Raw genomic sequence first — 22,609 nt, 5'->3', positions numbered from 1 at the left:
GCGACCGCGCCTTCGGGCGACATTCGCGATCCCCGCGGGGATCGACCCTATGGCGCAGCGCTGGCCTATGCCATTCTCAAAGTTGATAACCGAACCCGCTGCCTGGCTTCGCTCGCATCGGCCGATCACCGGCATCGGCCCAGCCGATTCCCTCGTCCAGCGTCAACGAAACCGCACGGACCGTGAATACGTCCGGATCGTCGACGCTTGGGGGCTTCAACCGGCGCTGCTCATAATCGGCAGCGCTGTCGAGCAAAAGCCGGCGCACCATCACGATCCCGGCGTCGCTGCTACACAGATGTTCCGTGCTGCGATCATAGATCGGCGCCAGCCCCGACTGGCACGCGGCGTCCTGCACCCACAGGCCAGGCAGACCGGAAAACCAGGTGGTCTGCTGGCTTTCATAGTCGAACAGGAAGCCGGATCCAGGATTGTACTTGGTCCAGAAGTCAGCATAGGGCGTCACTGGACTTTTTGGCGCGTACGCGTTGCGGCTCACGTGCCCACTTTCGCGTCCGTTATGGCCGTCGAGGAACATCGAGCGGGTCCGCTCCGACAGCGGCTCTGTCGGGTGATAGGAAAACATCAGGCACAGCGTGTGCTCGTCATCCATGGGGACCCAGGCATGCCCGCTCAGATCAGGGAATTTGGACTGCGGCGGCACCAGCGAATAGAACGGCATCAGGAACTGATTGACCCGCCAATACAGCTTGTCGTTGTCCAACCTTCGCCGAGCCGCGATACTGACGCCGAAGTCCTGGCGGATCGATTGGAACATCGGCTTCAGGTCTTTCGCCGCGATCCAATCGGCGATCGCCCCCTTGGCGTCGATCCGTCCGTGCAGGATCGGCGCGTGCGCCGAATCGATCTCGCCCTCCAGCGCCTGCAGCCAGTTGCACTCCTGCACCCGGAAAGTGACGACAACGTTTTCGTCCGCAACCAGATTCCATTCCATGTTGGGTAGCGGCGGCGCATTCAGCGGGTCCGGCCCCATGTAGGTCCAGACCACACCGTTCCGCTCGCGGCACGGATATGCCTTGATCCTGACCCGTTCGGCCAGCCGGCTGGTTGGCGGTTCGGCGGGCATGTCGGTGACCGCGCCGGTCACGTCGTACTTCCAGCCATGGTAGACGCAACGGATGCCACAGGCCTCGTTACGGCCAAACATCAATGGCGCGCCGCGATGGGCGCAGGCATTGGCGATCAGGCCCACCCGGTTCTCGGCGTCGCGGAACACCACCAGGTCCTCGCCCAGCAGCTTGATGCGTTTCGGCTGGCCGTCGGCGATCAGGTCCTTGGCGGGGTAAAACGGGATCCAGTACAGCCGGAACAACTCACCCATCGGCGTGCCGCAACCGACCCGCGTCAGCCTTTCATTGTCCTCATGCGACAGCATCAGCAGCGTCCCCTCAAAAGCGTGTCATTGCCGACTTGGTCCGGCTTGCGGGTCACCACCAGAGCGTCGGCGGCCACCACGCCGTCGGCCCGGGCGATCACCGGATTGATATCGACCTCCTGAATGACGTCGCCAAGTTCGAATGCCATTTCCGACAATCGGCAGATCAGCCCGACCAGTCCATCCAGATCGACCTTCGCCGCTCCGCGATAGCCGTCCAGCAGCGGAAAACTCCTTAAACTCCGCACCATCTCCCGTGCGCCATCCGGTCCCACCGGAGCAAGCCGGACCGCGGTATCGCCCCATAACTCGACGGCCACGCCGCCAAGCCCGACAGCGATCAGCGGACCGAACTGCGGATCCTGCTTGACGCCGACCACCAGTTCGATGCCGCCCTCAAGCATCTGCTGCACGCTGATCCCATCGATCACCGCCTCCGGCGCATAGCCCCGCGCCGACGCCAGGATCGCGGTCGCCGCCAGCCGCACTTCGTCGCCTGATCGCAGCGACAGCGCCACCCCGCCGGCCTCGGTCTTGTGTGCAATGTCGGCTGAGACGATCTTGGCCACCACCGGAAAACCGATCCGAGCCGCCGCGACGGCGGCCGCATCCGGATCAGCCGCCAGCTCCTGGCGCGGCACCGCAATGCCATAGGCCGCCAGCACCCGTTTTGATTCCACCTCAGCCAGCACCGGCCTGGCCGATCGGATCACCGCGCGAGCCGCGCCGGCGGCGGATTCGGGCGCGAGCCGAACCCGCGCCAGGGCCGGACGGGCCCGGCGCGCATGCCATTCGAACCATGATCGCAACGTCTGGAAGCAGCGGTCGGCCGAGCGGAACGTGCAGACCCTGGGATCGCGGTCGAACGCCTCGCTGCCGGGCCCCTGCAGCCACTCGTTCATCCATACCACGGCGATCGCGCGATCGGTGCGCCGCGCGGTTTCACTCAATCGCACGGCCCGCGCGCCACTGGAGGACGCGTGCGCGAACACCATCGGGATCACCAGCGCGCTATAGCCCGGATCAGCAACGAACGCGTCCAGGCAGAAGCCGAACGTCTCGGCGGTCTTCAGCACCTCGGCCGTCAGGTCGGACGGATTGGCGACCGAGCCGAATTCCGGCACCACGGTATCGAGCGCCGCCGCCGTGGCTGCCGCCAAGCCGGGCAGCGGCACGCCGTGCTGCTCGGCCTTGTCGGCGCTGATCACCGATGCGCCGCCGGACGTGGACAGCACACCAACCCCGAGACCGCCGGCCGGCGCCGATGCCTTGGCGAAGAAATTCGCCCGCTCCAGCACCGATTCCAGATCGTTTACAGCGATACAGCCGGCCTCGTGGAACGCCGCCTGATAGGCCGCCGCCGACCCGACGATCGACCCGGTGTGCGACAGCGCCGCCTGGCCGCTGGCGACGCTGGTGCCCGCCTTGTAAACAATCAACGGCTTGCCCGCGTCGCGCGCCTTGCACGCCGCCCGCAGGAAGTGCCCGCCATCCTTGATGCCTTCGAACAGGCAAATGATCGAGCGGGTATCTTCATCCTCAGCCAGGTAGGAGATGTAGTCGCAGACATCCACGTCGGCCGAATTGCCGGCCGCGAGATAGTGCGTGAAGCCGATCCCCGGCCCCATCGCCTGCAGCATGCTGTAGCCGAGCGCACCGCTCTGCGAAACGATCCCGACCGGGCCGCGGCGATGCCCCATCGTTGCGTAATCCGGCATGAAATTGAGGCCTGCGCGCGACGCGGTGTTGGCCAGTCCGACGCAGTTTGGGCCGGCCAGCCGAACGCCATGGCGGCGTGACAGCGCGACGAGAGCCTCCTGCTCGGCCACTCGGTCCGGCTTGCCGGTTTCACTGAAGCCCGACGCATAGACGATCGCCCCGCCGGCCTTCACCGCTCCGGCCGCCGCCACCATGTCCGGCACCATCGCACGCGCCACGCACAGCACCACGCAATCGGGAGACTCGCCAATTGCCGCCAGGCTCGGCATGCAGCGACGCCCCAGCAGCGTGGCGTATTTCGGATTGACCGCGACGACCTCGCCGGTGAAATCCGCCATATTGGCCAGCGTGCGTTCGCCGAAAGATTCTGTCGTTTCCGAGGCCCCCACGACAGCCACCAGGCGCGGGTTGATCAGCCGCTCCAGATCCTGCCGCGCATAGACATCCCGCATGGCATCGGGAGAAATCATCATGGCGGCGCCACCAGGAAAGTCTTCGACGAATTGAAGATCCAGGTATCCACGAAGCCAAGGTCCTTGGGTCTGCGCTCCAGGGCGTGCAAGGCAACGACCAGACACATCCAGTTCAGGATTTCCTGCTGGCCGCTATCCTCGACTGAAGCGCCCGGATACTGCCGCCAGGCCTGGTAGTCGCCGTGCCGCAGCTTGTCGGTCTCGCCCCAGACGTTGGCAGCCGGCGGCGAGAAGTTGAAACCGTCGAACGCGCTGATGCAGTAGGCCGGGATAATGTCCGCGCGGAAGTTCTCGTATTGATCGTCGCCCCAAATCAGGATGAACTCCGGCTTGAATGCATCCAGCGCGGCGCGGGTCTTGTTCATCCGCCCCAGCAGCGCCGCCCGATGCCGGCTGGTTGACGCGGTGCCTTGATCGCCGGCCCATTCAGCCCGGATCTCCGCCGGCCAACCCTCGGGCTGGCGCAAATGTTCGGGCAGAGCGGGATTGCGCTGCATCCGCCGCAAGATATCCGACATCCGCTAATCATGCCCGGTCAGCGGCGGATAGTGCGAAATCCCCAGCACCAGGATCTCCGCCATATTGTCCCCCCCACGGCTTTGCCGCGTTATACAGGTTGTGCCAGGTCAAAGCGAGCCATCCGGCCGGCGACGGCCATCCCTGGCTGGCCCGGCGGGCCCGACGTCGCCTTCTCCGCGCCGGCAACGAGCTTCCGCGCCGGCTCGATCCGGCGAATGCCTTGGGCTCCCAACTCACCCCTCGCCACGGCGCCCGAATCAGCCTATCAAGCGCCGGTCGGACGCACACCCCGCCCAGCCCGCTTCCGTGCGGACGCGAACAATGGATTGAGACTTGAGCGACACACCCGACCCGCCCGTGGACCCGACCGGCCCATACGGCGACATGCAGCCGGTCAATCTGGAACAGGAGATGCGCCGCTCATACCTCGATTACGCCATGAGCGTGATCGTGGCGCGGGCGCTGCCGGATGCCCGCGACGGGCTGAAGCCGGTGCATCGACGTATTCTGTTCGGCATGCATGAAGCCGGCTACACGCCGGACAAGCCGTATCGCAAATCCGCCCGCGTGGTCGGCGACGTGATGGGCAAGTATCACCCGCACGGCGACGCCTCGATCTACGACGCCATGGTGCGGATGGCGCAGAGCTTCTCGATGCGGCTGCCGCTGATCGATGGGCAGGGCAATTTCGGTTCGGTCGACGGCGATAACCCGGCGGCGATGCGCTACACCGAGGTGCGGCTGGCCAAGGCGGCGGCGCTGCTGCTGGAAGACATCGACCGCGACACCGTCAACTTCCAGCCGAACTACGACGAGACGGAAAAAGAACCGCTGGTGCTGCCGGCGAAGTTCCCCAACCTGCTGATCAACGGCGCCAACGGCATCGCGGTCGGCATGGCGACCAACATCCCGCCGCACAACCCGAGCGAGATCATTGACGCCACTTTGGCGCTGATCGCCGAACCAGATCTCTCGCTCGATGAGCTGATGAAGATCGTTCCGGGGCCGGATTTTCCGACCGGCGGCATCATCATCGGCCGTTCCGGCATTCGCGCGGCGTTTGAGACCGGGCGGGAGAGCATAACGATCCGGGCGAAGACCGAATTCGAGGAGATCCGGCGCGACCGCCAGGCCATCATCGTCACCGAAATTCCCTATCAGGTGAACAAGAAGACGCTGATCGAGAAGATCGCCGAACTGGTGCGCGGCAAGATCATCGAGGGCATCGGCGAAATGCGCGACGAGAGCGATCGTTCGGGCATGCGCATCGTTATGGAGCTGAAGCGCGACGCCACGCCCGAGGTGGTGCTGAACCAGCTGTTCCGGTTCACCCAGTTGCAGACCAGCTTCGGCATCAACGTCCTCGCGCTGGACGACGGGCAGCCGAAGCAGATGGGGCTGCGCGAGGCGCTGTCGTGCTTCATCCGGTTCCGCGAAGAGGTGATCCTGCGGCGGTCACGGTTCGAGCTGGGGAAGGCACGTGACCGGGCGCACAACCTGGTCGGGCTGGCCATCGCGGTGGCGAATATCGACGAGGTGATCCGGCTGATCCGCGCCAGCCCCGACGCCGCCGCGGCGCGCGCCGCGCTGATGGACCGCGACTGGCCGGCGGCCGATATCGGCGCGCTGCTGGCGCTGATCGATGAACCCGGCAACGTGATTGCCGCCGACGGCACGGTGCGGATCACCGAGGAGCAGGCGCGCGGCATCCTGGAGCTGCGGCTGCAACGGCTGACCGGGCTGGAACGCGAAAAAATCCAGGCCGAGATGACCGAGGTTGCCGGCAAGATCCGCGAGTTGCTCGACATCCTCGATTCGCGCATCCGCCGCATGGAGGTGATGACCGAGGAACTGACCACCGCGCGCCGCGAGATCGCCAGTCCGCGGATGACCGAGATCGCCGACGCGCTGGCCGACCAGGACGACGAGAGCCTGATCGAGCCGGGCCAGATGGTGGTGACGATCACCCGCGACGGCTTCATCAAGCGGACCACGCTGGAGACGTTCCGAGCGCAGAATCGCGGCGGACGCGGACGGTCGGGGGCGGGGATGCGCGGCGATGATATCGTCACCCGCAGCTTCAACGGCCATACCCATCAATGGGTGCTGTTCTTCTCCTCGGGCGGCAAGGCGTTCCGGGTCAAGGTTTGGAAGCTGCCGGAGGCTGGCCCGACGGCGAAGGGACGGGCGCTGGTCAACCTGCTGCCAGAGCTGGGTGCCGATACCATCACCACGGTGCTGCCGCTGCCGCAGGATGAGACCCTGTGGGACAGCCTGCACCTGGTGTTCGCTACCGCCTTGGGCAATGTGCGGCGCAACCGGCTGTCGGATTTCAAGAACGTGCGCGCCGCCGGTCTGATCGCTATGAAGCTGGACGAGGGCGACCACCTGATCGGTGTCGCCACCTGTCGCGAGGGCGACGACGTGCTGCTGGCGACCCGCAAGGGCCGTTGCATCCGCTTCCGGCTGCTCGATGATCAGGTCCGCGTGTTCGCTGGCCGCGACAGCTCCGGCGTGCGCGGCATCAGGCTGCTGAACGGCGACGAGGTCATCGGCCTATCGGTGTTGCGCCATGTCCCAGCCAGCCCGGAAGACCGCCTGGCCTACCTGAAGCAGGCCAATGCCAAACGCCGCAACAACGGCAACGGCGAGGCCGAGGCCGAGGCCGTCGCGGATGTCCCGGCGGCCGATATTGTCGCCGGCGAAGCGGCCGCCGAATTCGAGGAAAACATTGCCGAGGTGACGCTGTCGGCCGACCGCTTCGCCGAAATGGAAATCGCCGAGGAAATGCTGCTGACCGTCACCGACATGGGCTTCGGCAAGCGCACCTCGGCCTATGAGTACCGCGTCACCGGGCGCGGCGGACAGGGCATCGGCAACATCACTTTGGTGCCGCGCAACGGCAAGACCGTGGTGGCGAGTTTCCCGGTGCGCCAAGGCGACGATATCATGATGGTGACCGACGCCGGGCGGCTGATCCGCGTCCCGGTCGATCAGGTCCGCACCACCGGGCGGCAGGCGATGGGGGTCACTCTGTTCCGCGTGGACAAGGGTGAGCACGTGACCAGCGTGTTCACCGTGCTGGAGGACGACACCGACGATAACGGCGCCGCACAAGATGATCGGCCCGATGTCGGTTCGGATCCGGCGGATGGCGGCCATCCCGACGCACCGGGCGCGCATGGCCCGGACGAGGAAAACCACAGTCCAAACCCCGGGGAGCCAAGCGATGGCTGACCGCGCCAACCCGACGACGCGACGGATCGGCTTGTATCCCGGGACCTTCGACCCGATCACCAACGGTCATCTCGACGTGATTGCCCGTGCCGCTCGGCTGCTCGACCGGCTGGTGGTCGGCGTCGCCATCAGCACCGGCAAGGGCCCGCTGTTCACCTTGGAGGAGCGGGTCGAACTGGTGCGCGCCGAGATCGCCACCATCGCCAGCCGGAACGGCATGGTCATCGAGGTGATCCCGTTCGATACCCTGCTGGTCGATTTCGCCCGCCAGGTCGGTGCCTCGATGATCGTGCGCGGCCTGCGCGCGGTGTCGGATTTCGACTATGAAATCCAGATGGCCGGCATGAACTACCGTATGGCCCCCGACGTTGAGACCGTGTTCCTGATGGCCAGCGAAACCCATCAGTTCATCGCCTCGCGCCTGGTCAAGGAGGTTGCCAGGCTGGGCGGTGATATCTCTTCGTTCGTGCCGCCGACGACCTTGGAACGCATTCTGCAGCGCATCCGCGGCTGACCCTGTCTCGCACGGATTTTTGGCCCATTATGCTTCGAAGGAGGGCGCCATGCACCGCCGCACCCTGATCCTGTCCAGCACCGCGGTCTGCATCACCGCCCTGGCCGCACCGCTGCTGACTGGTGCGAGCCCGGGTTCGGCGCAGACCAGTTCCGCGCAGTCCACTGACCCCGAGAACACCATCGACCTCGACCTGAAACAGGGCCGCGTGGTGATCCGGCTACTGCCCGAGGTCGCCCCCAAGACGGTCGAGCGGATCAAGACGCTGGCCCGCCAGGGTTTTTACGACGGCACGCCGTTCCACCGTGTGATCGAGGGGTTCATGGCCCAGGGCGGCGATCCGAGCGGCACCGGCACCGGTGGCAGCAAGCTGCCCGATCTGCCGCTGGAAGTCAGTCAGCGCCACTTCGTGCGCGGCGTCTGCGGCATGGCTCGGACCAGCGCGCCGAATAGCGCCAACAGCCAGTTCTTCATCATGTTCGCCCCGGCCCCGTCGCTGGACGGCCAATACACCATCTGGGGCCAGGTCGTTCGCGGCATGGAGTATGTCGACGCGATCAAGCGCGGCAGCGGCAGCAGTGGTATCGTCAACGACCCGGACCGGATCGTACACATGCGCGTCGCGGCCGACGTGAAATAGTATCCATAAGGAGACAGCGATGAGTGACTCGAAGCCGGCTCTCGACCCCGAGAACACACTGTATCTGGAGCTCAAACAGGGCCGCGTGGTGATCCAGATGCTGCCCGACATCGCACCCATGCACGTGCAACAGATCAAGACACTGGCGCGCAAGGGTTTCTATGACGGCACCGTGTTCCACCGCGTGATCGAGGGCTTCATGGCCCAGGGCGGCGACCCGACCGGCACCGGTACCGGCGGCAGCGACCTGGACAATATCCGCGCCGAGTTCTCCGACAAGGCGAAATTCGTCCGCGGTACCTGCGGCATGGCCCGCAGCCAAAGCCCGCACAGCGCCAACAGCCAGTTCTTCATCACGTTCGAGCCGGCGTCGCACCTGAACGGCCAATACACCGTCTGGGGCCAGGTGGTGGAGGGCATGGATCTGGTCGACCAGATCAAGCGTGGCAGCGGTGGCGGCGGCACGGTGTCGGATCCGGACAAGATCGAGAAACTGTCGGTCGCCGCCGACGCTGCTTGATCGGCCTGACGTTGGTGTCGGGCATGCGCCGGTTGCTGCCCGGCGATGCTTGACCGGCGGCCCGGCATGGCGTTCAAAGCCCGACGGTGAGCCTGTAGCTCAGTTGGTAGAGCACGAGACTTTTAATCTTGGGGTCGTGGGTTCGAATCCCACCGGGCTCACCAAGCTAACCAACCGTTTGCATTTTTCATTTCAGCTCGTTTTGATGGCTGCAAGCGGTTCTCCTTCAACAGGACTACACGCAGTCCGTGCCGGACGCGGTCGACCAATTCCGCTGCGACCGCAACCCAAGGACCCCGGGCAAGAACACCACCGAATTGCTGCGGTCCTTCCCCGGGGGCGCCTTGGTGCATTTTGCGGTGTCGAACAAGGATTTGCGGATGACCAGCCGCCTCGCCGAGGCCGAGGCCGCGTTCCTGCCGTTCAACCAGGGCCACGAGCACGGCGCCGGCAAACCACCGAAGCCGAGCGGCGCCCCCACCGCCTATCTGTGGCAAAGCGTTTGGCAGCGCGACGGCTGGCTGGAGATCCTCGGCCGCTACATCATCCCGGTGCGCAGTGCCCAACAGCAAGTGGCCTGGATCTTTCCGCGCTTCCACGAGCTGGCGGCGACCTGCAAACTGGTGCACGCGGTGCTCAATGAGGGGCCGGGCGGGCGCTACCTATCCAGCACTCGGCCGGGTCGGGCAAGACCAACTCCATCGCCTGGACCGCGCACTTCCTGGTCGACCTGCACGGCGCAGCCGACAACAAGCTGTTCGCCACCGCGCTCGTGGTCTCCGACTGCACCGTGCTGGACCGCCAGTTTCGCGAGGCGATCGAAAGCTTCGAGCGCGCCAAGGGCGTGGTCGCCGTCATCACCGGCGACGGCGCCGCAAAGAGCCAGCAACTCGCCCGCCGCCCTGCCCCGTCGCTATGGCAGACGCCGCAGGCTTCGAACCGAATGCGAACCTCGCCTGGACCTGGATCAGGAAGATTCCGCTCCACTGGGTAAAGTGGCCGGTTTATTTTAGAAAACTGTATAGCCCACATTTCATTGCCCATACTACTTCCAGTTAGTCCAGCCATCAGGGTCATATACTTATGACCGTGTCTATCGTCGATTGCCGGCAGTTCTTTGTCTGACCGATTGGATCTTCTTCCAGTGCTCCGAGGTCGTCGTCAAATGGAGCGGATTCAACGACCTCGACGTCCCCGGCTCCAGGACGCCATCGTCGATCAGCCGCCGGATGTCAGTGTCTGATGCCGGGACGGTGAGCTCGTAGAATTCCTCCAGACCCTTCGGTGTCACACGTTCACTCGCACGGGCGACGAGCACTAAGGGTCCGGCAGGAAATAGGCGAATCGAGTGGGTCTTTCCATTGCTACCGGGAGTTCCCAGGTCACGCGTCGGTTTCATAGCGTGCCGAGATGATCGATAGCAGTCCCATCCGCGACCGTTTCACCACCTGTACAGCGCTGCTTGATGAGCGCCGGCGGAGATCATTTGCCGCTGCCAAGGCGCGCAGCGCCGGGTATGGCGGGATTGCCGCGGTGTCGCGAGCGACCGGGCTCGCCGCCAGTACCATCGGGCGCGGGCTGGGCGAACTCTCCGCCATGGGGGCATTGCCGTCTGATCGAGTTCGCCGCCCCGGCGGCGGGCGCAAGAAGCTGGTGGCGACCAATGCGACGCTGCTGGATGACCTGCTTGGGTTGGTCGGTCCAAGCGAGCGCGGCGATCCGATGTCGCCATTGCGCTGGACCTGCAAGAGCCTGCGCCGTCTGGCGGCTGAACTCGGCGCGCTTGGCCACACGATCAGCCACATCGTGTTTGGCGAGTTGTTGAAGCAGCAGAAGTTCAGCCTGCAGGCCAACCGCAAGACCCGCGAGGGCGAGGGGCATGCCGATCGCGACGCCCAATTCGTCCACATCAACGCGCGCGTCAGCTCAGCCCTGGCGGCGCAGCAGCCGGTGATCTCGGTCGATACCAAGAAGAAGAAGATTGTCGGCGACTTCAAGAATGCTGGCCGCGCGTGGCGACCGCAAGGCGACCCCGAGGCGGTGCGGGTGCATGACTTCCTGATCAAGCAACTCGGCCGTGCGGTGCCTTATGGGGTCTATGATATTGCCGCCAACGCCGGCTGGGTCAGCGTTGGCGTCGACCATGACACCTCCGCCTTCGCGGTGCAGACGATCCGCAACTGGTGGTACCATGTGGGCGCCAAGCGTTACCCGGAAGCCAAATACCTCACCATCACCGCCGACGGTGGCGGCAGCAACGGCTCGCGCGTGCGGCTCTGGAAACGCCAACTGCAACGGCTGGCAACCGAACTCGGCATCGACATCCGTGTCCATCACTTGCCGCCCGGCACCAGCAAATGGAACAAGATCGAGCACCGGCTGTTCTCGTTCATCAGCATGAACTGGCGGGCCAGACCGCTGGTGAGCTATCAGGTGATCGTCGATCTGATCGGCGCCACGACGACCGATGCAGGGCTGACGGTGCGGACCGAAACAGCTATCCGAAAGGCATCGTGGTATCAGACGAGGACATGGCCTCGATCAGCATCGCTCGCGACGAGTTTCACGACAACTGGAATTATACGATCCGGCCTCGTTATGGATGAGATGATGCAGTTAATTCCTGACGGGTCCCTAGTCATGCTGCACGGGTTTCCCAGCTCGTCACACATGTATCGAAATCTGATTCCGGCCCTTGCCGATAGATACCACGTCATCGCGCCGGATTTTCCGGGGTTCGGACTTTCGTCGAGGCCCGACAAGGCCAACTTCGAGTACAGCTTTGCCGCCATCGCGAACCTGATCGCTGCCTTCCTCGACCAGATAGGTCCCACTATGCTATCTACGTAATGGATTACGGCGCGCCGGTACGCTTCCGCCTGTCCCTGAAGCATCGGACGCGCGTAAGCGGCGTGATCGTGCAGAATGGAACCGCCTACGAGGAAGGCCTGCAGGGTTTCTAGGAGCCATTTCGTGCGTTATGGGCTGAGAATTCGCGCGATCATCGCGACGCGCTTCGCTTGCTGCTGACTCCGGACGCGACGCGCTTCCAATACGTGCACGGCGTCCAGGACCCATCGCGTGTGGATCCAGCGGCATGGTTGCACGACCAGTTGTTTCTTGATCGCCCCGGGAACGCGAAATTCAGTTAGATCTGTTTTACGACTACCGCACGAATGTCGATCTCTATCCGCGCTTCCAGGAGTGCCTTCGCTTTCACCAGCCTCCCACGCCGATCATGTGGGGAAAGAACGATCCCATTTTTCCGGTTGAAGGCGCGAAAGCGTTCCTGCGCGACGTTCCAAAGGCCGAACTGCACCTTCTGGATACTGGGCACTTCGCCCTCGAGGACCGGCTGGATGAGATGGTCCCGCTAATGCGAAGGTTTCTGGCCGAGCAAGTTTGGCGGTTTACCTCCCGCTGACGACGACTGGATTTGCAACCGGACTCACGGAGAGCTCCCGCGGACCTTCATTATCGGCCGCCGACTTTAATTGGTCGACTGATGCCAGTGTCCTCATTCACCCCTATAAGCTCCGAGCTTCCGCGATGTCCTCTGCAGATTTCGATTATTTTGTCATCGGTGGCGGTTCAGGCGGCGTACGATCCGCGCGAGTCGCGGCACAGCACGGCGCCCGGGTGGGGATCGCGGAGAGTCGGCGGTGGGGCGGAACCTGCGTCAATGTTGGCTGCGTTCCGAAAAAGCTGCTCACCATGGCCGAAGGCTATGCGGCAACCCTGCGTGACGCCAGTGCCCTCGGCTGGGATTTTGAAGACGCAGCCCACGACTGGGCGGCACTGATTGCCGCCCAGGACGCCGAGATCGCTCGGCTGAATGACGTATATACATCGCTGCTGTGCCAGGCCGGATGCACGATCTTCAACCAGCAGGCGACACCTGTTGACGCACACACGATAGCTTTGAACCGGAGAAACGTGACAGCCGACCGGATCTTGATCGCCACGGGCGGCCGTCCCGTCGTCCCCGGTTATGCCGATCTTGGGCCCGATCTTCGAAACGCGATCTTTACGTCAGACGAAGCTTTCCACCTCCAGCATATGCCGATACGGGTGGTGATCATCGGCGGAGGCTATATCGCTGCGGAGTTGCCGGAATCTTTCACGGTCTGGGCGCCCAAGTTTCGCTAGTTTGTCGCGGCGCTTTGATGTTGCGCTGATTCGACATCGATTTGCGGACCCGTCTCGGTCACGCGGTAGGCCGATCCGGTGTCTCCGTCCATCTGGGCAGGCAGGTCACACGCATTGGTCGGCGATCGGATCACTTGGTTCTCTACTTGAACGATGGAATCGAGCTTGTCGCGGACGGCGTGCTGTATGCCGTGGGACGCAAACCGAACACCGAGTCGTTGGGCATCGACGGCGCGGGCATCGCCAGTGACGCCGAAGGCGCCGTCTGCGTTGATAATTCCTATGTAACCACTGTCCCGAACATCTACGCCATCGGTGACGTGACAAACCGCGTCAACCTGACGCCGGTTGCGATCGCCGAGGGACATGCGTTGGCGGACCGTTTGTTCGCCGGCGCGACCTGCTGTTCGTGATCGACACGAGGCCATTCGAAATCAGGCTGCGACAAGCAACCGCGACGCTGCAATCCTCAGAAGCCCGGCTCGCACTCTCCAAGGTTGAACTCTGGCGCGCCCAGCAACTTAAAGCCACCAGCTTCGGGACGGTGGAGACGGTCGATCAACGCCAGGCCGAACAGGAAGCAGCCTCCGCATCGGTGGCCTCCGCGACCCAAGCCATTCTGGACGCGCGGCTTGACCTGGAGTTCTGCCACGTCACCGCTCCGTTCACCGGGCGGATCAGCAATCACCTGGTTTCCGTGGGTGACCTTGTGAGCGGAAGTCGCGGCGGTTCGCGCCCAACCACCCTGCTGACGACGATCGTCTCACTCGATCCGATCTATATCGACTTCGATATGAGCCAGGATGAGTTCATCAAGTATCAAGTCAGCCAAGGGGGCCATGCCTCGGGCGGCTAGGTTGTGCTCCAGTTCGGTGGCCAGGGTCGGATCTACCGCGGAACGGTCGACTTCATGGACAACGCGGTCAACCGAAGCTCCGGCACCATCCATGCCCGCGCCACTATCGCGAACCAGGACCTATCGCTGGCTCCGGGTGAGTTCGCCGAACTAGATTGCATGACATGACAATGCGACGCGGGCCGGAGCTGCTCTGACAAATTACACCCGACCGCCCGGCGAGCGTAACGCTGACCCAATTTTGGCAGCATGCTTATCATAGCAAGTCATGCTCAGCGAGATGCAAAAGCCGGATCGACGCGATGCCCCAACCCACGAAGCGTGGCTCGCGGTTGCACCCCGGAAAACTAAAGTGACCTGAACGGTCACATCATCTGCGCGAGGCAGAATGCGGACGGGCGAACTCCAAGCCGCTGGCGCGCCGGTGACGGAAAAAGACATCCCCTCCATTACACAAACTTCTCGCCGCTCGGCGGCGGCTGGTCATGTCAGTCGCGCTGACCGTCGCGGCTTATGCGATCGAGTTCTGCGCTTCGTCCTCTACGGCGTGTTCGGGACCATTCTCGGGCGACAATTCTTCCCGTCCTCCGATCCGATCCTGGAACTTCAAGGCGCCGCCGGCGCGTTCGCGGCCGGCTTTCTCATGCGGCCCATCGGCGGCATCGTTGCCGGGCGGATCGCCGACCGCGCAGAGCGCAAAAGCGCTCTCGTGGTCAATATGATGCTGATGGGGCTCGATGGGAAAGACGTGGATGGATGACGGATCGTCCGTTGCTCAGCCCATTAGTGGGCGTTCGGCATGGAAGATGGCCTGGCGCCGCTGCACAGTTTCGACAGCGGCGGCAGCCCGTGCGTCTTCGGGCCGAAGGCTGGATCGCCTATGAATTCGTGAAGAGGTTACGGCATCAGTCCGGGTCAGCTCCTAATTTCTAGGCTTGATGCTAATAGACAACGCAGAATCTGCATTGATTCGGGCAGCTATGAACCCTGCACTCACAAGAAGATTTAAACGTCACGATTTTCGGCCATTGCAGTGTTGACAGAGTGCTGCGGCTGCTCAAGGGTTGTCGAAAGATGCATATCCGCATGCTGGGGGACAAGGAATTACTAAGGGTGAGTACTGCGTTTTCCGTTGCATCCCTCATCGATTTTTTGCGTTCGCTTTGCCGTTAGGCATTGCGTTTGCGTGGTTCTCCAAACGCATGAGCATCAAACATTGATGTTGTGCGAAATGATGTTTGCCGCGCGGCGCGCGATGCACTTGAAAGAAGGCGAGCATGGCATTGGACAAAATTTACTATCTCGGCCTCGTCGAACTTACACGAAAGGTGCACAACAAGGAGCTTTCGCCCGTCGAGGTGACGGAGGCGATGCTTTCGCGTATTGCCAGTCTAGACGCAGGGCTCAAGAGCTACGCCCTGGTGATGGCTGATGCTGCCCGCCTCGCGGCAAAGAACGCCGAATCGGAGATCGCAAGGGGCGAGATCAAGGGTCCGCTGCACGGCGCGCCGATTGCGGTAAAAGACCTCTGCTGGATCATGGGCTCGCCCACCGCCGCCGGAATGACGATCTACAAGGACTACAGGCCGGCTGACACTGCAACCGTAGTGACACGACTGGAGGCGGCCGGCGCAATTGTCCTCGGCAAGCTGCAGCTTACAGAGAGCGCTTATGTTGACCACCATCCGGAGGTCTCGCCTCCGGTCAACCCCTGGGCGGCGGATCGCTGGTCGGGGGCTTCGTCGTCGGGCTCCGGCGTCGCGACGGCAGCAGGCCTTTGCTACGCTTCGCTCGGCTCCGACACGGGCGGTTCCATCCGCTTCCCCTGTGCCGCCCAAGGCCTCACCGGCCTCAAGCCCACCTGGGGCCGGGTCAGCCGCTACGGCGTCTTCGAGCTCGCGGCGACGCTAGATCACGTTGGGCCGATGACGCGCAACGCGGAGGATGCAGCAGCAGTGCTCGCAGCCATAGCAGGCGCCGACGAAAAGGATCCGACGGCGCTACAAGCACCCGTGCCCGACTATGTGGCAGAGCTTTCCGGAGGCATCAACGGCACCCGGATCGGCGTGGACGAAGCCTGGATGGCATCCTCGACGGATTCCGCGACGCAGGCGGTGTTGGGGGCGGCGCTCGCCACGTTGCAGTCGCTCGGCGCCAAGGTCGTTCCGGTCAAATTTCCTGACGCCTCGCAGATTGTGCAAGATTGGTTCCCGCTCTGTGGGGTCGAAGTGGCAGTTGCGCACAGGGCAACTTGGCCCGCGCGCAAGAGCGACTATGGGTCGTCGCTTTCAGCGTTGATCGAGCTCGGCCACCGCACTACAGGCATGGACTATCAAGCGATCGTCCTACGCCGGAATGACTTTCGCGGACGCATCGCCACGTTGTTCAACCGTGTCGACTTGCTACTGGCACCAGCGCAAGGTTTCGCTTCCCCGACGGTCACGACGATGATGACGGCAGGCGAAGACCCGGCGCTGATGGCAGCGCTGCTCAACTATACTTGCCCGTTCGACATGACCGGAAGCCCGACCATCACGCTGCCGGGCGGCTTTACAGATGCGCACACACCGATCGCTTTCCAACTCGTCGGGCCGCATCTGTCGGAATCAGCCCTCCTGCGCGCCGGCCACGCGTTCCAAAGCGCCACCGGATTCCACGCCGAACATCCCGATCTCGGCTGTTAGCAGCCCTCACGCCAACATTGAATGAAGGTCGCACAGAATGAGACGGAGAAATCTGCTAATCGGAGCTGCCGCCACCGCGCTTCTGGACGCGCTGCCCAGTGCAGGGCGCGCGGCGACCGGGCAGCCGATAAAGATCGGCTTGCTGGAGGATGTGTCCGGAGATCTTGCCGCGATTGGTCTGCCGAAACTGCACGGTTCGCAGCTCGCGGTCGAGGAGGTGAATACGGCCGGTGGCATCATGGGCCGACCCATAGAGCTGACGCACCTCGACCCGCAAGGCGACAACGCGCGCTATCAGGAGTTCGCTCGCAGGCTGTTGCAGCGAGACAAAGTGGATGTGCTGATTGGCGGTATCACCTCCGCGTCACGCGAAGCGATCCGTCCGATCGTCGACCGCACTCAGACCTTCTATATATACACTAATCAATACGAGGGTGGCGTCTGCGACGCTCATATGCTGAGCAACGGCGCAGTTCCTGAGCAGCAGCTTTCGACCCTGCTGCCGTGGATGGTCGAGAAGTTTGGCAAGAAAGTCTACACCATCGCCGCCGATTATAACTTCGGCCACCTCTCCTCCGAGTGGGGGCATTCGGTCATGAAGCCGCTGGGCGTAGAGTTTGTTGGCGAGGAGTTCATCCCGCTCGGCGTGTCGCAGTTCGCACAAACCATCCAGAATATCCAGCGCGCCAAGCCCGACTGGTTATACATGCTGGACGTCGGAGCCGCACAGTCCTCGTTCTACGAGCAAAAGAACGCGGCGGGCGTCCATCTGCCAATGGGCAGCCCGGTCAAGATCATGTTGGGTTTTGAGCACAAGAGGTTCCCTCCGGGCGTGATGAAAGGGATGTACGCCACGGCTAACTGGTTTGAGGAGCTCGATACACCGGAAGCCTTGGCATTCGTGAAGAAATGGCGGACCAAGTTCCCGAACGAGGTCTACATCAACGACATGGGCTACAATGCTTGGGTCGCTGTGCATCAGTACAAGATGCTGGTTGAGAAGGCAAAGTCGACAAAGCTTCCGGACATTCGCAAAGCAATGGCTGATGGTAAGGCCGCATTCACCGCGCCGGAGGGGCAGATTGTCATCGACCCTAAAAGCCAGCACTGCTCACACCACATGCGGCTCATCTCGGTGGACGGTGACAATAAAGTGCATGTGGAAAAGGATTTCGGAGAGATTGCGCCCTATTGGTTAGCCCAGATCGGCTGCAATCTGCTCGAGAGCAACCCGCACGAACAGTATACGCCGGACAACCTTCCAAAGAAGTAGCCGGAGCCGACACGCTATGTTGTTGAGCAACCTGTTCGCCAGCCTTTATCAGTTTGCAGACGTATTTTCCTTCCTCGTGCTGTCGGCGGCTGGCCTTGCCGTCATTTTTGGCATGATGGGCGTCATCAACATGGCGCACGGCGAGTTCATAATGTGCGGCGTGTATGTCACTGCGGCGGCTAATCATTCGGGATTACCGCTGCCGCTTGCGCAAGCCTGCGGCACACTCGTCGCGTTCATCGTTGGCATGCTGCTTGAAATCGCGCTGATCCGGCCACTTTACACCAGGCCGCTCGACTCCTTGCTGGTGACGTGGGGGCTAAGCCTCGTCATCACCCAGGGCACGCTTATCTTGGTGGGCTCAACCTTCCCTGGCGTAGGCACGCCGTTGGGCGGGTTTGATGTGGGAGTTTATAGCTTCTCCACCTACCGCGTCGTGCTGTTTGTGGCGGCACTCGCCGTGCTGGGTTTCGTCTGGTTTTTGTTCATGCGCACCCGCTTCGGAGTTCACGCCCGCGCGGTGATGCAGAACGCTTCGATGGCGCAGGCGCTCGGTGTGCGACGAAGCCGTATCTATGCGCTGAGCTTCGGCGTGGGGGCTGGGCTCGCCGGCCTATGCGGCGCACTTTACGCGCCGACCATGTCGCTGATCCCGACGATGGGAGCGAGTTTCATCGTAGAGGCGTTCGTCACGGTTGTGGTCGGCGGATCCAGCGTGCTGCTTGGTACTGCGCCCGCGGCGTTGGTTCTTGCCATCATCCGATCCGGTCTCAACGCCTGGTACGGCCAGATCATCGGCCAGATCGGGCTGCTGGTCGCCGTCATCCTGATTATCCGCGTGCTTCCGGACGGGTTCACCGGTTGGCTCGCCAAGCGCTCGGCCTAGGGAGCGAGATGTGCTGAAACTGCTCGAAGGGCCGCAGGCGATTGGACGCGGGCCACTATTCTGGAGCAGCGCCGCCGTCGTGCTGGTCGCGGCGCTCGCCTATCCCCTGTTCGCAGATGCCTATGACGTCGGCAACTTCGCCTACTTTTTCGTCTGGATCTTCATGGCGCTCGGCCTGTGCATGATGTGGGGCCTGTGCGGCATGCTTTCGTTCGGCCAGACATTCTTCTTTGGCCTGGCTGGCTACGGCTACGGCGTCATCGCGACCGATCTCGGCAACGGCCCGTTCGGGACATTGACCGGCTTGGCCGGCGCGCTGTTGTTGGCGGCGGTGGCCGCCGCACTGCTCGGTTACTTTATGATCTATGGCCGTATAAGCGGCGTATTCTTCGGCATCGTTACGCTGTCAGTCACTCTTGCGCTGGCTTATTTCCTTGGCCAGACGGCCGGACCGGAATGGGCGATTGGCGAAGCGCGGCTCAACGGCTTCAACGGCATGCAGGGCATGGATCCGCTGACGGTGCCCTGGCCGGGCGGAGCTGTGACCTTGGAGGAAAGTCGACTTTACTACGTACTCCTGGCCGGCCTCGTTATTACCTATTTGCTGCTGCGCATCCTTGCCAATTCGCGATTTGGCAACGTGTTGGTGGCGATTCGGGAGGACGCGCAACGCGCCGAGCTACTGGGCTACGACGTGCGGCGCTACCAGCTCGGAGTGTTCGTTCTCGGCAGCACGCTCGCCGGTCTCAGCGGCATCCTCTACACGAGCTGGGGCCAATTCATCACGCCCTCCAGTATCGGGCTGCCGGCCGCCGCAATGCCGATCATCTGGGTCGCCTTCTCCGGTCGCAGCGATCTAACGGCGACGCTAATCGGCACGTTCTTCTTGCTGTTTGGCTTCCAGACACTAACGGTTTACAGCCAGGACGCGGCGCTCGTGCTGATGGGAACGCTCCTCATGGCGACGGTGATGTTTGTGCCGCGCGGCTTTGTAGTCGGGCTCGGCGGCCTGATTACGCGCGTTTCGCTGCATCGCCATCAGAAGACCCGCCGCGTGCCACCGCGGGAGGCGTAGGATGCAGGATCTTCTGCAATTCAAATCCGTCAGCCGGCGGTTCGGCGGGTTTATGGCGGTACGCGACGTCGAACTCAGCGTCGCCGAGCGCGATGTGCATTGCCTCATCGGCCCAAACGGCGCGGGAAAAAGCACCCTGTTCAAGCTCGCGGTAGGCACCTATGCGCCCACCGCAGGCAGTGTGCATTTCCGCGGCCATGATGTGACATACGACCCGCCGTTTGCGCGTGTGCAACGCGGCATGAGCATCAAGATGCAGGCGCCCAGCGTTTTCCGGGCATTGCCGGTGCGGCAGAACCTGAATATCGCCATGCAGCATCACGTTTCGCTTGGGGAGCTCCCGCGTGAGGAGGAACGGCTGCTCAACCTGCTTGGGCTCTCGGCGGATGCGACCCGCCTCGCCGGCGAACTGTCCCATGGCCAGCAGCAGTGGCTCGAAATCGGCATGGCAGTGGCACTGAAGCCGATCTTGCTGATGCTTGATGAGCCCACTGCGGGGCTTTCGCCTGAGGAGACGTTCCGCACCGGCGAGCTCGTGTTGCGCCTTGCTTCCGAGGGCATGACTATAGTCGCGGTGGAGCACGATATGGCCTTTGTGCGGCAGATCGCGACACGGGTTACGGTGCTGCATCTTGGCCAAGTGTTCGCGCGCGGCAGTGTCGCCGAGATCGTCGCTGATCCGCGCGTGGCGGAGATCTATCTTGGCACTCCGCAAAGTGTCTGATGCATCTTCATCCGACGGCAGAGCCATGCTCGAGGTTGCCGGTCTATGCGCCGGCTACGGCGGTTCCCCGGTCCTGCACGGGGTGCAGTTGGGCGTCATGCGAGGCGAGATTGTCGCACTGATCGGTCGCAATGGCGTTGGCAAGAGCACGACGATGCGCTGTCTCATCGGGCTGCTGCGCGCAACTTCCGGCAGCATCCGCTATGCGGGCGAGGACGTGACAAGGCTCGCCGCCGACGACCGCGCGCGGCGTGGCATTGGCTACATTCCCCAGGGCCGCGAGGTATTTCCACGCATGACGGTAGAAGAGAATCTGGTTGTTGGCGAGCTCATCGGAGCCAACCGGCGTCAGCGCCGAGCGGACCTCGTCTACCAATATTTTCCAGTGCTCAAGGAGCGGAGGCGGCAGCTCGCCGGCACCCTGTCAGGAGGTCAGCAACAGCAGCTTACGATCGGACGCGCGCTGATCGGCGGCCCGGATCTGCTCCTGCTGGACGAGCCTTCGGAAGGCGTGCAGCCCAGCGTGGTGCAAACGATCGTGCGCGTATTGCGCAGCATTCGCGATGAGCTCGGCACGACGATCGTGTTCGTTGAGCAGAACCTCGAGACGATTCTGACATTGGCGGACCGCTGTTGTGTGATGGAGAAGGGCCGCGTGGTCGCCACCATCCCGCAGGAGCAGGTGACGTCGGAGCGCGTCCGACAACACCTGCTCCTGTGAGCCATCGCAGAGAACGCTGTGGATGTTGGATCGACCGACCAAGGGATTTCTCGGGTGATGCTGCGACGAACGTCCGGCGGACGCCTTGGCAGCGGCGAAGACGATCCCGAATAGATGAAAGCCGCACCCTTCGACTTTGACCTAGAACCTGGAGCAACCAGCATGGCACAGCATCACGATATTCCCGCGACACCAGAGAACATGGTTCTCGGCTATCTCGATGCGACTACGCCGCCTGTGCTTGAGGTCGCCTCGGGTGACACCGTTTCACTCGTCTCCTTTCCGGCCGGCGGCAAGGAATGCCTGCCACCCGACGCCGCACGCGTGCCGCCGGAGTATCGCGCTGCACTTGCGGCACTCCCTGCCGGACCGGGTCCACACTTCATCACCGGCCCCGTCTACGTTCGCGGAGCCGAGATCGGCGACACGTTGCAGGTCGACATCTTGGAAGCGAAGCCAACGATGGATTGGGGATTCGTCGCTATCATGCCGCTGCTCGGGACGCTGCCGGACGAGTTTACCGAGTATGAAACTATCCATCCCACAATTGACCGCGTCCGTGGCACGATGATGCTGCCCTGGGGCACGGAAATCTCGCTTGATCCCTTCTTTGGTATCATCGGCGTCGCGCCCCCGCGCGCATGGGGCCGCTGCGGCTCGCCGGTGCCGCGCGCCTTCGGCGGCAACATGGACAACAAAGAGCTGAAGCCTGGTACAACTCTCTACCTCCCGGTGTTCAACGAGGGCGCCCTGTTCATGGCGGGCGACGGCCACGGTGTGCAGGGCGATGGCGAGGTATGTATTACCGCACTGGAGACCGGTCTCGAAGGCACATTTCGCCTTACCGTGCGCAAGGATCTGAAGATAACAACCCCGTTTGCAGAGAACTCGACCTATCTCATTTCCATCGGTCTCGACGAGGACCTCGACGATGCTGCCAAGCAGGCAGTTCGTGAGATGGTGAAGCATGTCTGCATGCGCACTAATTTATCGCGCAATCAAGCCTACATGCTGTGCTCACTTGTGGGCGACCTTCGTGTGACGCAGACGGTGGACGGTAACAAAGGCGTGCACATGATGCTTGCGAAGCATCATCTGTAGGCGAAGCCAGGGCATGCCAAGTTAACCGGTAGCATTTGAGCTGATGGTGCCGGCATGTTGAGCCTCATTTCGCGCGCTGTGCAGACTTTGCCCCCCGTGTCTCGTCGACGGATGTTGCGCGC

General features: G+C 62.9%; 21 protein-coding genes, 1 tRNA gene and 1 pseudogene. 20 read left to right on the top strand and 3 right to left on the bottom strand.

Features of this window, described 5'->3' with window-relative positions; all coding sequences use genetic code 11:
* Positions 1-76: 76 nt before the first annotated feature.
* The 3 genes from ACQY4T_RS15690 to ACQY4T_RS15680 are packed head-to-tail and all read right to left on the bottom strand — an operon-like array spanning position 77 to position 4,106.
* The gene (locus ACQY4T_RS15690) at positions 77-1,396 is read right to left on the bottom strand and encodes a Rieske 2Fe-2S domain-containing protein (protein WP_428532286.1); all 1,320 of its coding nucleotides are present in this window, start codon (positions 1,394-1,396) and stop codon (positions 77-79) included.
* Complete coding sequence (locus tag ACQY4T_RS15685; protein WP_428532283.1) at positions 1,396-3,588, bottom strand: acetate--CoA ligase family protein; 2,193 nt, start codon at positions 3,586-3,588, stop codon at positions 1,396-1,398. Before ACQY4T_RS15685 ends, ACQY4T_RS15690 begins: the two co-directional genes overlap by 1 nt.
* The gene (locus ACQY4T_RS15680; protein WP_428532280.1) at positions 3,585-4,106 is read right to left on the bottom strand and encodes a hypothetical protein; all 522 of its coding nucleotides are present in this window, start codon (positions 4,104-4,106) and stop codon (positions 3,585-3,587) included. Before ACQY4T_RS15680 ends, ACQY4T_RS15685 begins: the two co-directional genes overlap by 4 nt.
* A 385-nt stretch (positions 4,107-4,491) precedes the next feature.
* Here ACQY4T_RS15680 and gyrA point away from each other — a divergent pair, with 385 nt between their 5' ends.
* The 20 genes and pseudogenes from gyrA to ACQY4T_RS15580 all read left to right on the top strand — a co-directional run bounded on the left by gyrA (position 4,492) and on the right by ACQY4T_RS15580 (position 22,487).
* Positions 4,492-7,344, top strand: coding sequence for a DNA gyrase subunit A (gene gyrA, locus ACQY4T_RS15675; RefSeq protein ID WP_428542905.1), 2,853 nt, complete (start codon positions 4,492-4,494; stop codon positions 7,342-7,344).
* Positions 7,337-7,858, top strand: coding sequence for a pantetheine-phosphate adenylyltransferase (coaD, locus tag ACQY4T_RS15670; protein WP_428532277.1), 522 nt, complete (start codon positions 7,337-7,339; stop codon positions 7,856-7,858). The genes gyrA and coaD overlap by 8 nt, the downstream gene beginning before the upstream one ends.
* A gap of 49 nt (positions 7,859-7,907) precedes the next feature.
* On the top strand, positions 7,908-8,498 hold the full coding sequence (locus tag ACQY4T_RS15665) for a peptidylprolyl isomerase (RefSeq protein ID WP_428532274.1): 591 nt from the start codon (positions 7,908-7,910) through the stop codon (positions 8,496-8,498).
* 19 nt (positions 8,499-8,517) lie between these two features.
* Positions 8,518-9,018 (top strand): peptidylprolyl isomerase, encoded by a 501-nt coding sequence (locus ACQY4T_RS15660; RefSeq protein ID WP_428532271.1) that lies wholly within the window; start codon positions 8,518-8,520, stop codon positions 9,016-9,018.
* Positions 9,019-9,106: 88 nt separating this feature from the next.
* Positions 9,107-9,182 (top strand) — tRNA-Lys (locus tag ACQY4T_RS15655).
* 84 nt (positions 9,183-9,266) lie between these two features.
* A complete protein-coding gene (locus tag ACQY4T_RS15650; RefSeq protein WP_428532268.1) occupies positions 9,267-10,031 on the top strand; it encodes a hypothetical protein in 765 nt (254 codons plus the stop codon).
* Positions 10,032-10,428: 397 nt separating this feature from the next.
* Positions 10,429-11,624 (top strand): annotated as a pseudogene (locus ACQY4T_RS15645) (ISAzo13 family transposase).
* A complete protein-coding gene (locus ACQY4T_RS15640) occupies positions 11,617-11,868 on the top strand; it encodes an alpha/beta fold hydrolase (protein WP_428532265.1) in 252 nt (83 codons plus the stop codon). The pseudogene ACQY4T_RS15645 and the gene ACQY4T_RS15640 overlap by 8 nt, the downstream one beginning before the upstream one ends.
* A 699-nt stretch (positions 11,869-12,567) precedes the next feature.
* Positions 12,568-13,167 carry an FAD-dependent oxidoreductase gene (locus tag ACQY4T_RS15635; RefSeq protein WP_428542902.1) on the top strand — a complete coding sequence of 200 codons (600 nt, stop codon included), beginning with the start codon at positions 12,568-12,570 and terminating at the stop codon, positions 13,165-13,167.
* 41 nt (positions 13,168-13,208) lie between these two features.
* Positions 13,209-13,580 carry an FAD-dependent oxidoreductase gene (locus ACQY4T_RS15630; protein ID WP_428532262.1) on the top strand — a complete coding sequence of 124 codons (372 nt, stop codon included), beginning with the start codon at positions 13,209-13,211 and terminating at the stop codon, positions 13,578-13,580.
* Complete coding sequence (locus tag ACQY4T_RS15625; protein ID WP_428532259.1) at positions 13,577-14,023, top strand: efflux RND transporter periplasmic adaptor subunit; 447 nt, start codon at positions 13,577-13,579, stop codon at positions 14,021-14,023. Before ACQY4T_RS15630 ends, ACQY4T_RS15625 begins: the two co-directional genes overlap by 4 nt.
* 3 nt (positions 14,024-14,026) lie before the next feature.
* Entirely contained in the window at positions 14,027-14,191 is a 165-nt protein-coding gene (locus ACQY4T_RS15620; RefSeq protein ID WP_428532256.1) for a hypothetical protein, read from the top strand.
* A 220-nt stretch (positions 14,192-14,411) separates the two neighbouring features.
* A complete protein-coding gene (locus ACQY4T_RS15615) occupies positions 14,412-14,783 on the top strand; it encodes a hypothetical protein (protein WP_428532253.1) in 372 nt (123 codons plus the stop codon).
* Between the two features lie 517 nt (positions 14,784-15,300).
* Positions 15,301-16,707: an amidase gene (locus ACQY4T_RS15610; protein WP_428532250.1), complete on the top strand. Its 1,407-nt coding sequence runs from the start codon at positions 15,301-15,303 to the stop codon at positions 16,705-16,707.
* A gap of 37 nt (positions 16,708-16,744) precedes the next feature.
* Positions 16,745-17,980: an urea ABC transporter substrate-binding protein gene (locus tag ACQY4T_RS15605; RefSeq protein ID WP_428532247.1), complete on the top strand. Its 1,236-nt coding sequence runs from the start codon at positions 16,745-16,747 to the stop codon at positions 17,978-17,980.
* Positions 17,981-17,996: 16 nt separating this feature from the next.
* A complete protein-coding gene (locus ACQY4T_RS15600) occupies positions 17,997-18,866 on the top strand; it encodes an ABC transporter permease subunit (protein ID WP_428532244.1) in 870 nt (289 codons plus the stop codon).
* 10 nt (positions 18,867-18,876) lie between these two features.
* Positions 18,877-19,941, top strand: coding sequence for an ABC transporter permease subunit (locus tag ACQY4T_RS15595; RefSeq protein ID WP_428532241.1), 1,065 nt, complete (start codon positions 18,877-18,879; stop codon positions 19,939-19,941).
* 1 nt (position 19,942) lies between these two features.
* Positions 19,943-20,665, top strand: coding sequence for an ATP-binding cassette domain-containing protein (locus tag ACQY4T_RS15590; RefSeq protein ID WP_428532238.1), 723 nt, complete (start codon positions 19,943-19,945; stop codon positions 20,663-20,665).
* 25 nt (positions 20,666-20,690) lie between these two features.
* Positions 20,691-21,386 (top strand): ABC transporter ATP-binding protein, encoded by a 696-nt coding sequence (locus tag ACQY4T_RS15585; protein WP_428532235.1) that lies wholly within the window; start codon positions 20,691-20,693, stop codon positions 21,384-21,386.
* A 162-nt stretch (positions 21,387-21,548) separates the two neighbouring features.
* Positions 21,549-22,487, top strand: a complete 939-nt coding sequence (locus ACQY4T_RS15580; RefSeq protein WP_428532232.1) for an acetamidase/formamidase family protein — start codon at positions 21,549-21,551, stop codon at positions 22,485-22,487.
* The last annotated feature ends 122 nt before the right edge of the window (positions 22,488-22,609 follow it).

It is taken from the genome of Rhodopila sp. (assembly GCF_965277825.1).
Taxonomy (GTDB): domain Bacteria; phylum Pseudomonadota; class Alphaproteobacteria; order Acetobacterales; family Acetobacteraceae; genus Rhodopila.
This window is presented reverse-complemented; position numbering and strand designations above follow the sequence as displayed.

Excerpts from the sequence above, each read along its gene's own strand:
- ACQY4T_RS15690 (WP_428532286.1), bottom strand. The coding sequence starts at position 1,396 with ATGCTGTCGCATGAGGACAATGAAAGGCTGACGCGGGTCGGTTGCGGC.
- ACQY4T_RS15685 (WP_428532283.1), bottom strand. The coding sequence starts at position 3,588 with ATGATGATTTCTCCCGATGCCATGCGGGATGTCTATGCGCGGCAGGAT.
- ACQY4T_RS15680 (WP_428532280.1), bottom strand. The coding sequence starts at position 4,106 with ATGTCGGATATCTTGCGGCGGATGCAGCGCAATCCCGCTCTGCCCGAA.
- gyrA (WP_428542905.1), top strand. The coding sequence starts at position 4,492 with ATGCAGCCGGTCAATCTGGAACAGGAGATGCGCCGCTCATACCTCGAT.
- coaD (WP_428532277.1), top strand. The coding sequence starts at position 7,337 with ATGGCTGACCGCGCCAACCCGACGACGCGACGGATCGGCTTGTATCCC.
- ACQY4T_RS15665 (WP_428532274.1), top strand. The coding sequence starts at position 7,908 with ATGCACCGCCGCACCCTGATCCTGTCCAGCACCGCGGTCTGCATCACC.
- ACQY4T_RS15660 (WP_428532271.1), top strand. The coding sequence starts at position 8,518 with ATGAGTGACTCGAAGCCGGCTCTCGACCCCGAGAACACACTGTATCTG.
- ACQY4T_RS15640 (WP_428532265.1), top strand. The coding sequence starts at position 11,617 with ATGGATGAGATGATGCAGTTAATTCCTGACGGGTCCCTAGTCATGCTG.
- ACQY4T_RS15635 (WP_428542902.1), top strand. The coding sequence starts at position 12,568 with ATGTCCTCTGCAGATTTCGATTATTTTGTCATCGGTGGCGGTTCAGGC.
- ACQY4T_RS15615 (WP_428532253.1), top strand. The coding sequence starts at position 14,412 with ATGCGGACGGGCGAACTCCAAGCCGCTGGCGCGCCGGTGACGGAAAAA.
- ACQY4T_RS15610 (WP_428532250.1), top strand. The coding sequence starts at position 15,301 with ATGGCATTGGACAAAATTTACTATCTCGGCCTCGTCGAACTTACACGA.
- ACQY4T_RS15605 (WP_428532247.1), top strand. The coding sequence starts at position 16,745 with ATGAGACGGAGAAATCTGCTAATCGGAGCTGCCGCCACCGCGCTTCTG.
- ACQY4T_RS15600 (WP_428532244.1), top strand. The coding sequence starts at position 17,997 with ATGTTGTTGAGCAACCTGTTCGCCAGCCTTTATCAGTTTGCAGACGTA.
- ACQY4T_RS15590 (WP_428532238.1), top strand. The coding sequence starts at position 19,943 with ATGCAGGATCTTCTGCAATTCAAATCCGTCAGCCGGCGGTTCGGCGGG.
- ACQY4T_RS15585 (WP_428532235.1), top strand. The coding sequence starts at position 20,691 with ATGCTCGAGGTTGCCGGTCTATGCGCCGGCTACGGCGGTTCCCCGGTC.
- ACQY4T_RS15580 (WP_428532232.1), top strand. The coding sequence starts at position 21,549 with ATGGCACAGCATCACGATATTCCCGCGACACCAGAGAACATGGTTCTC.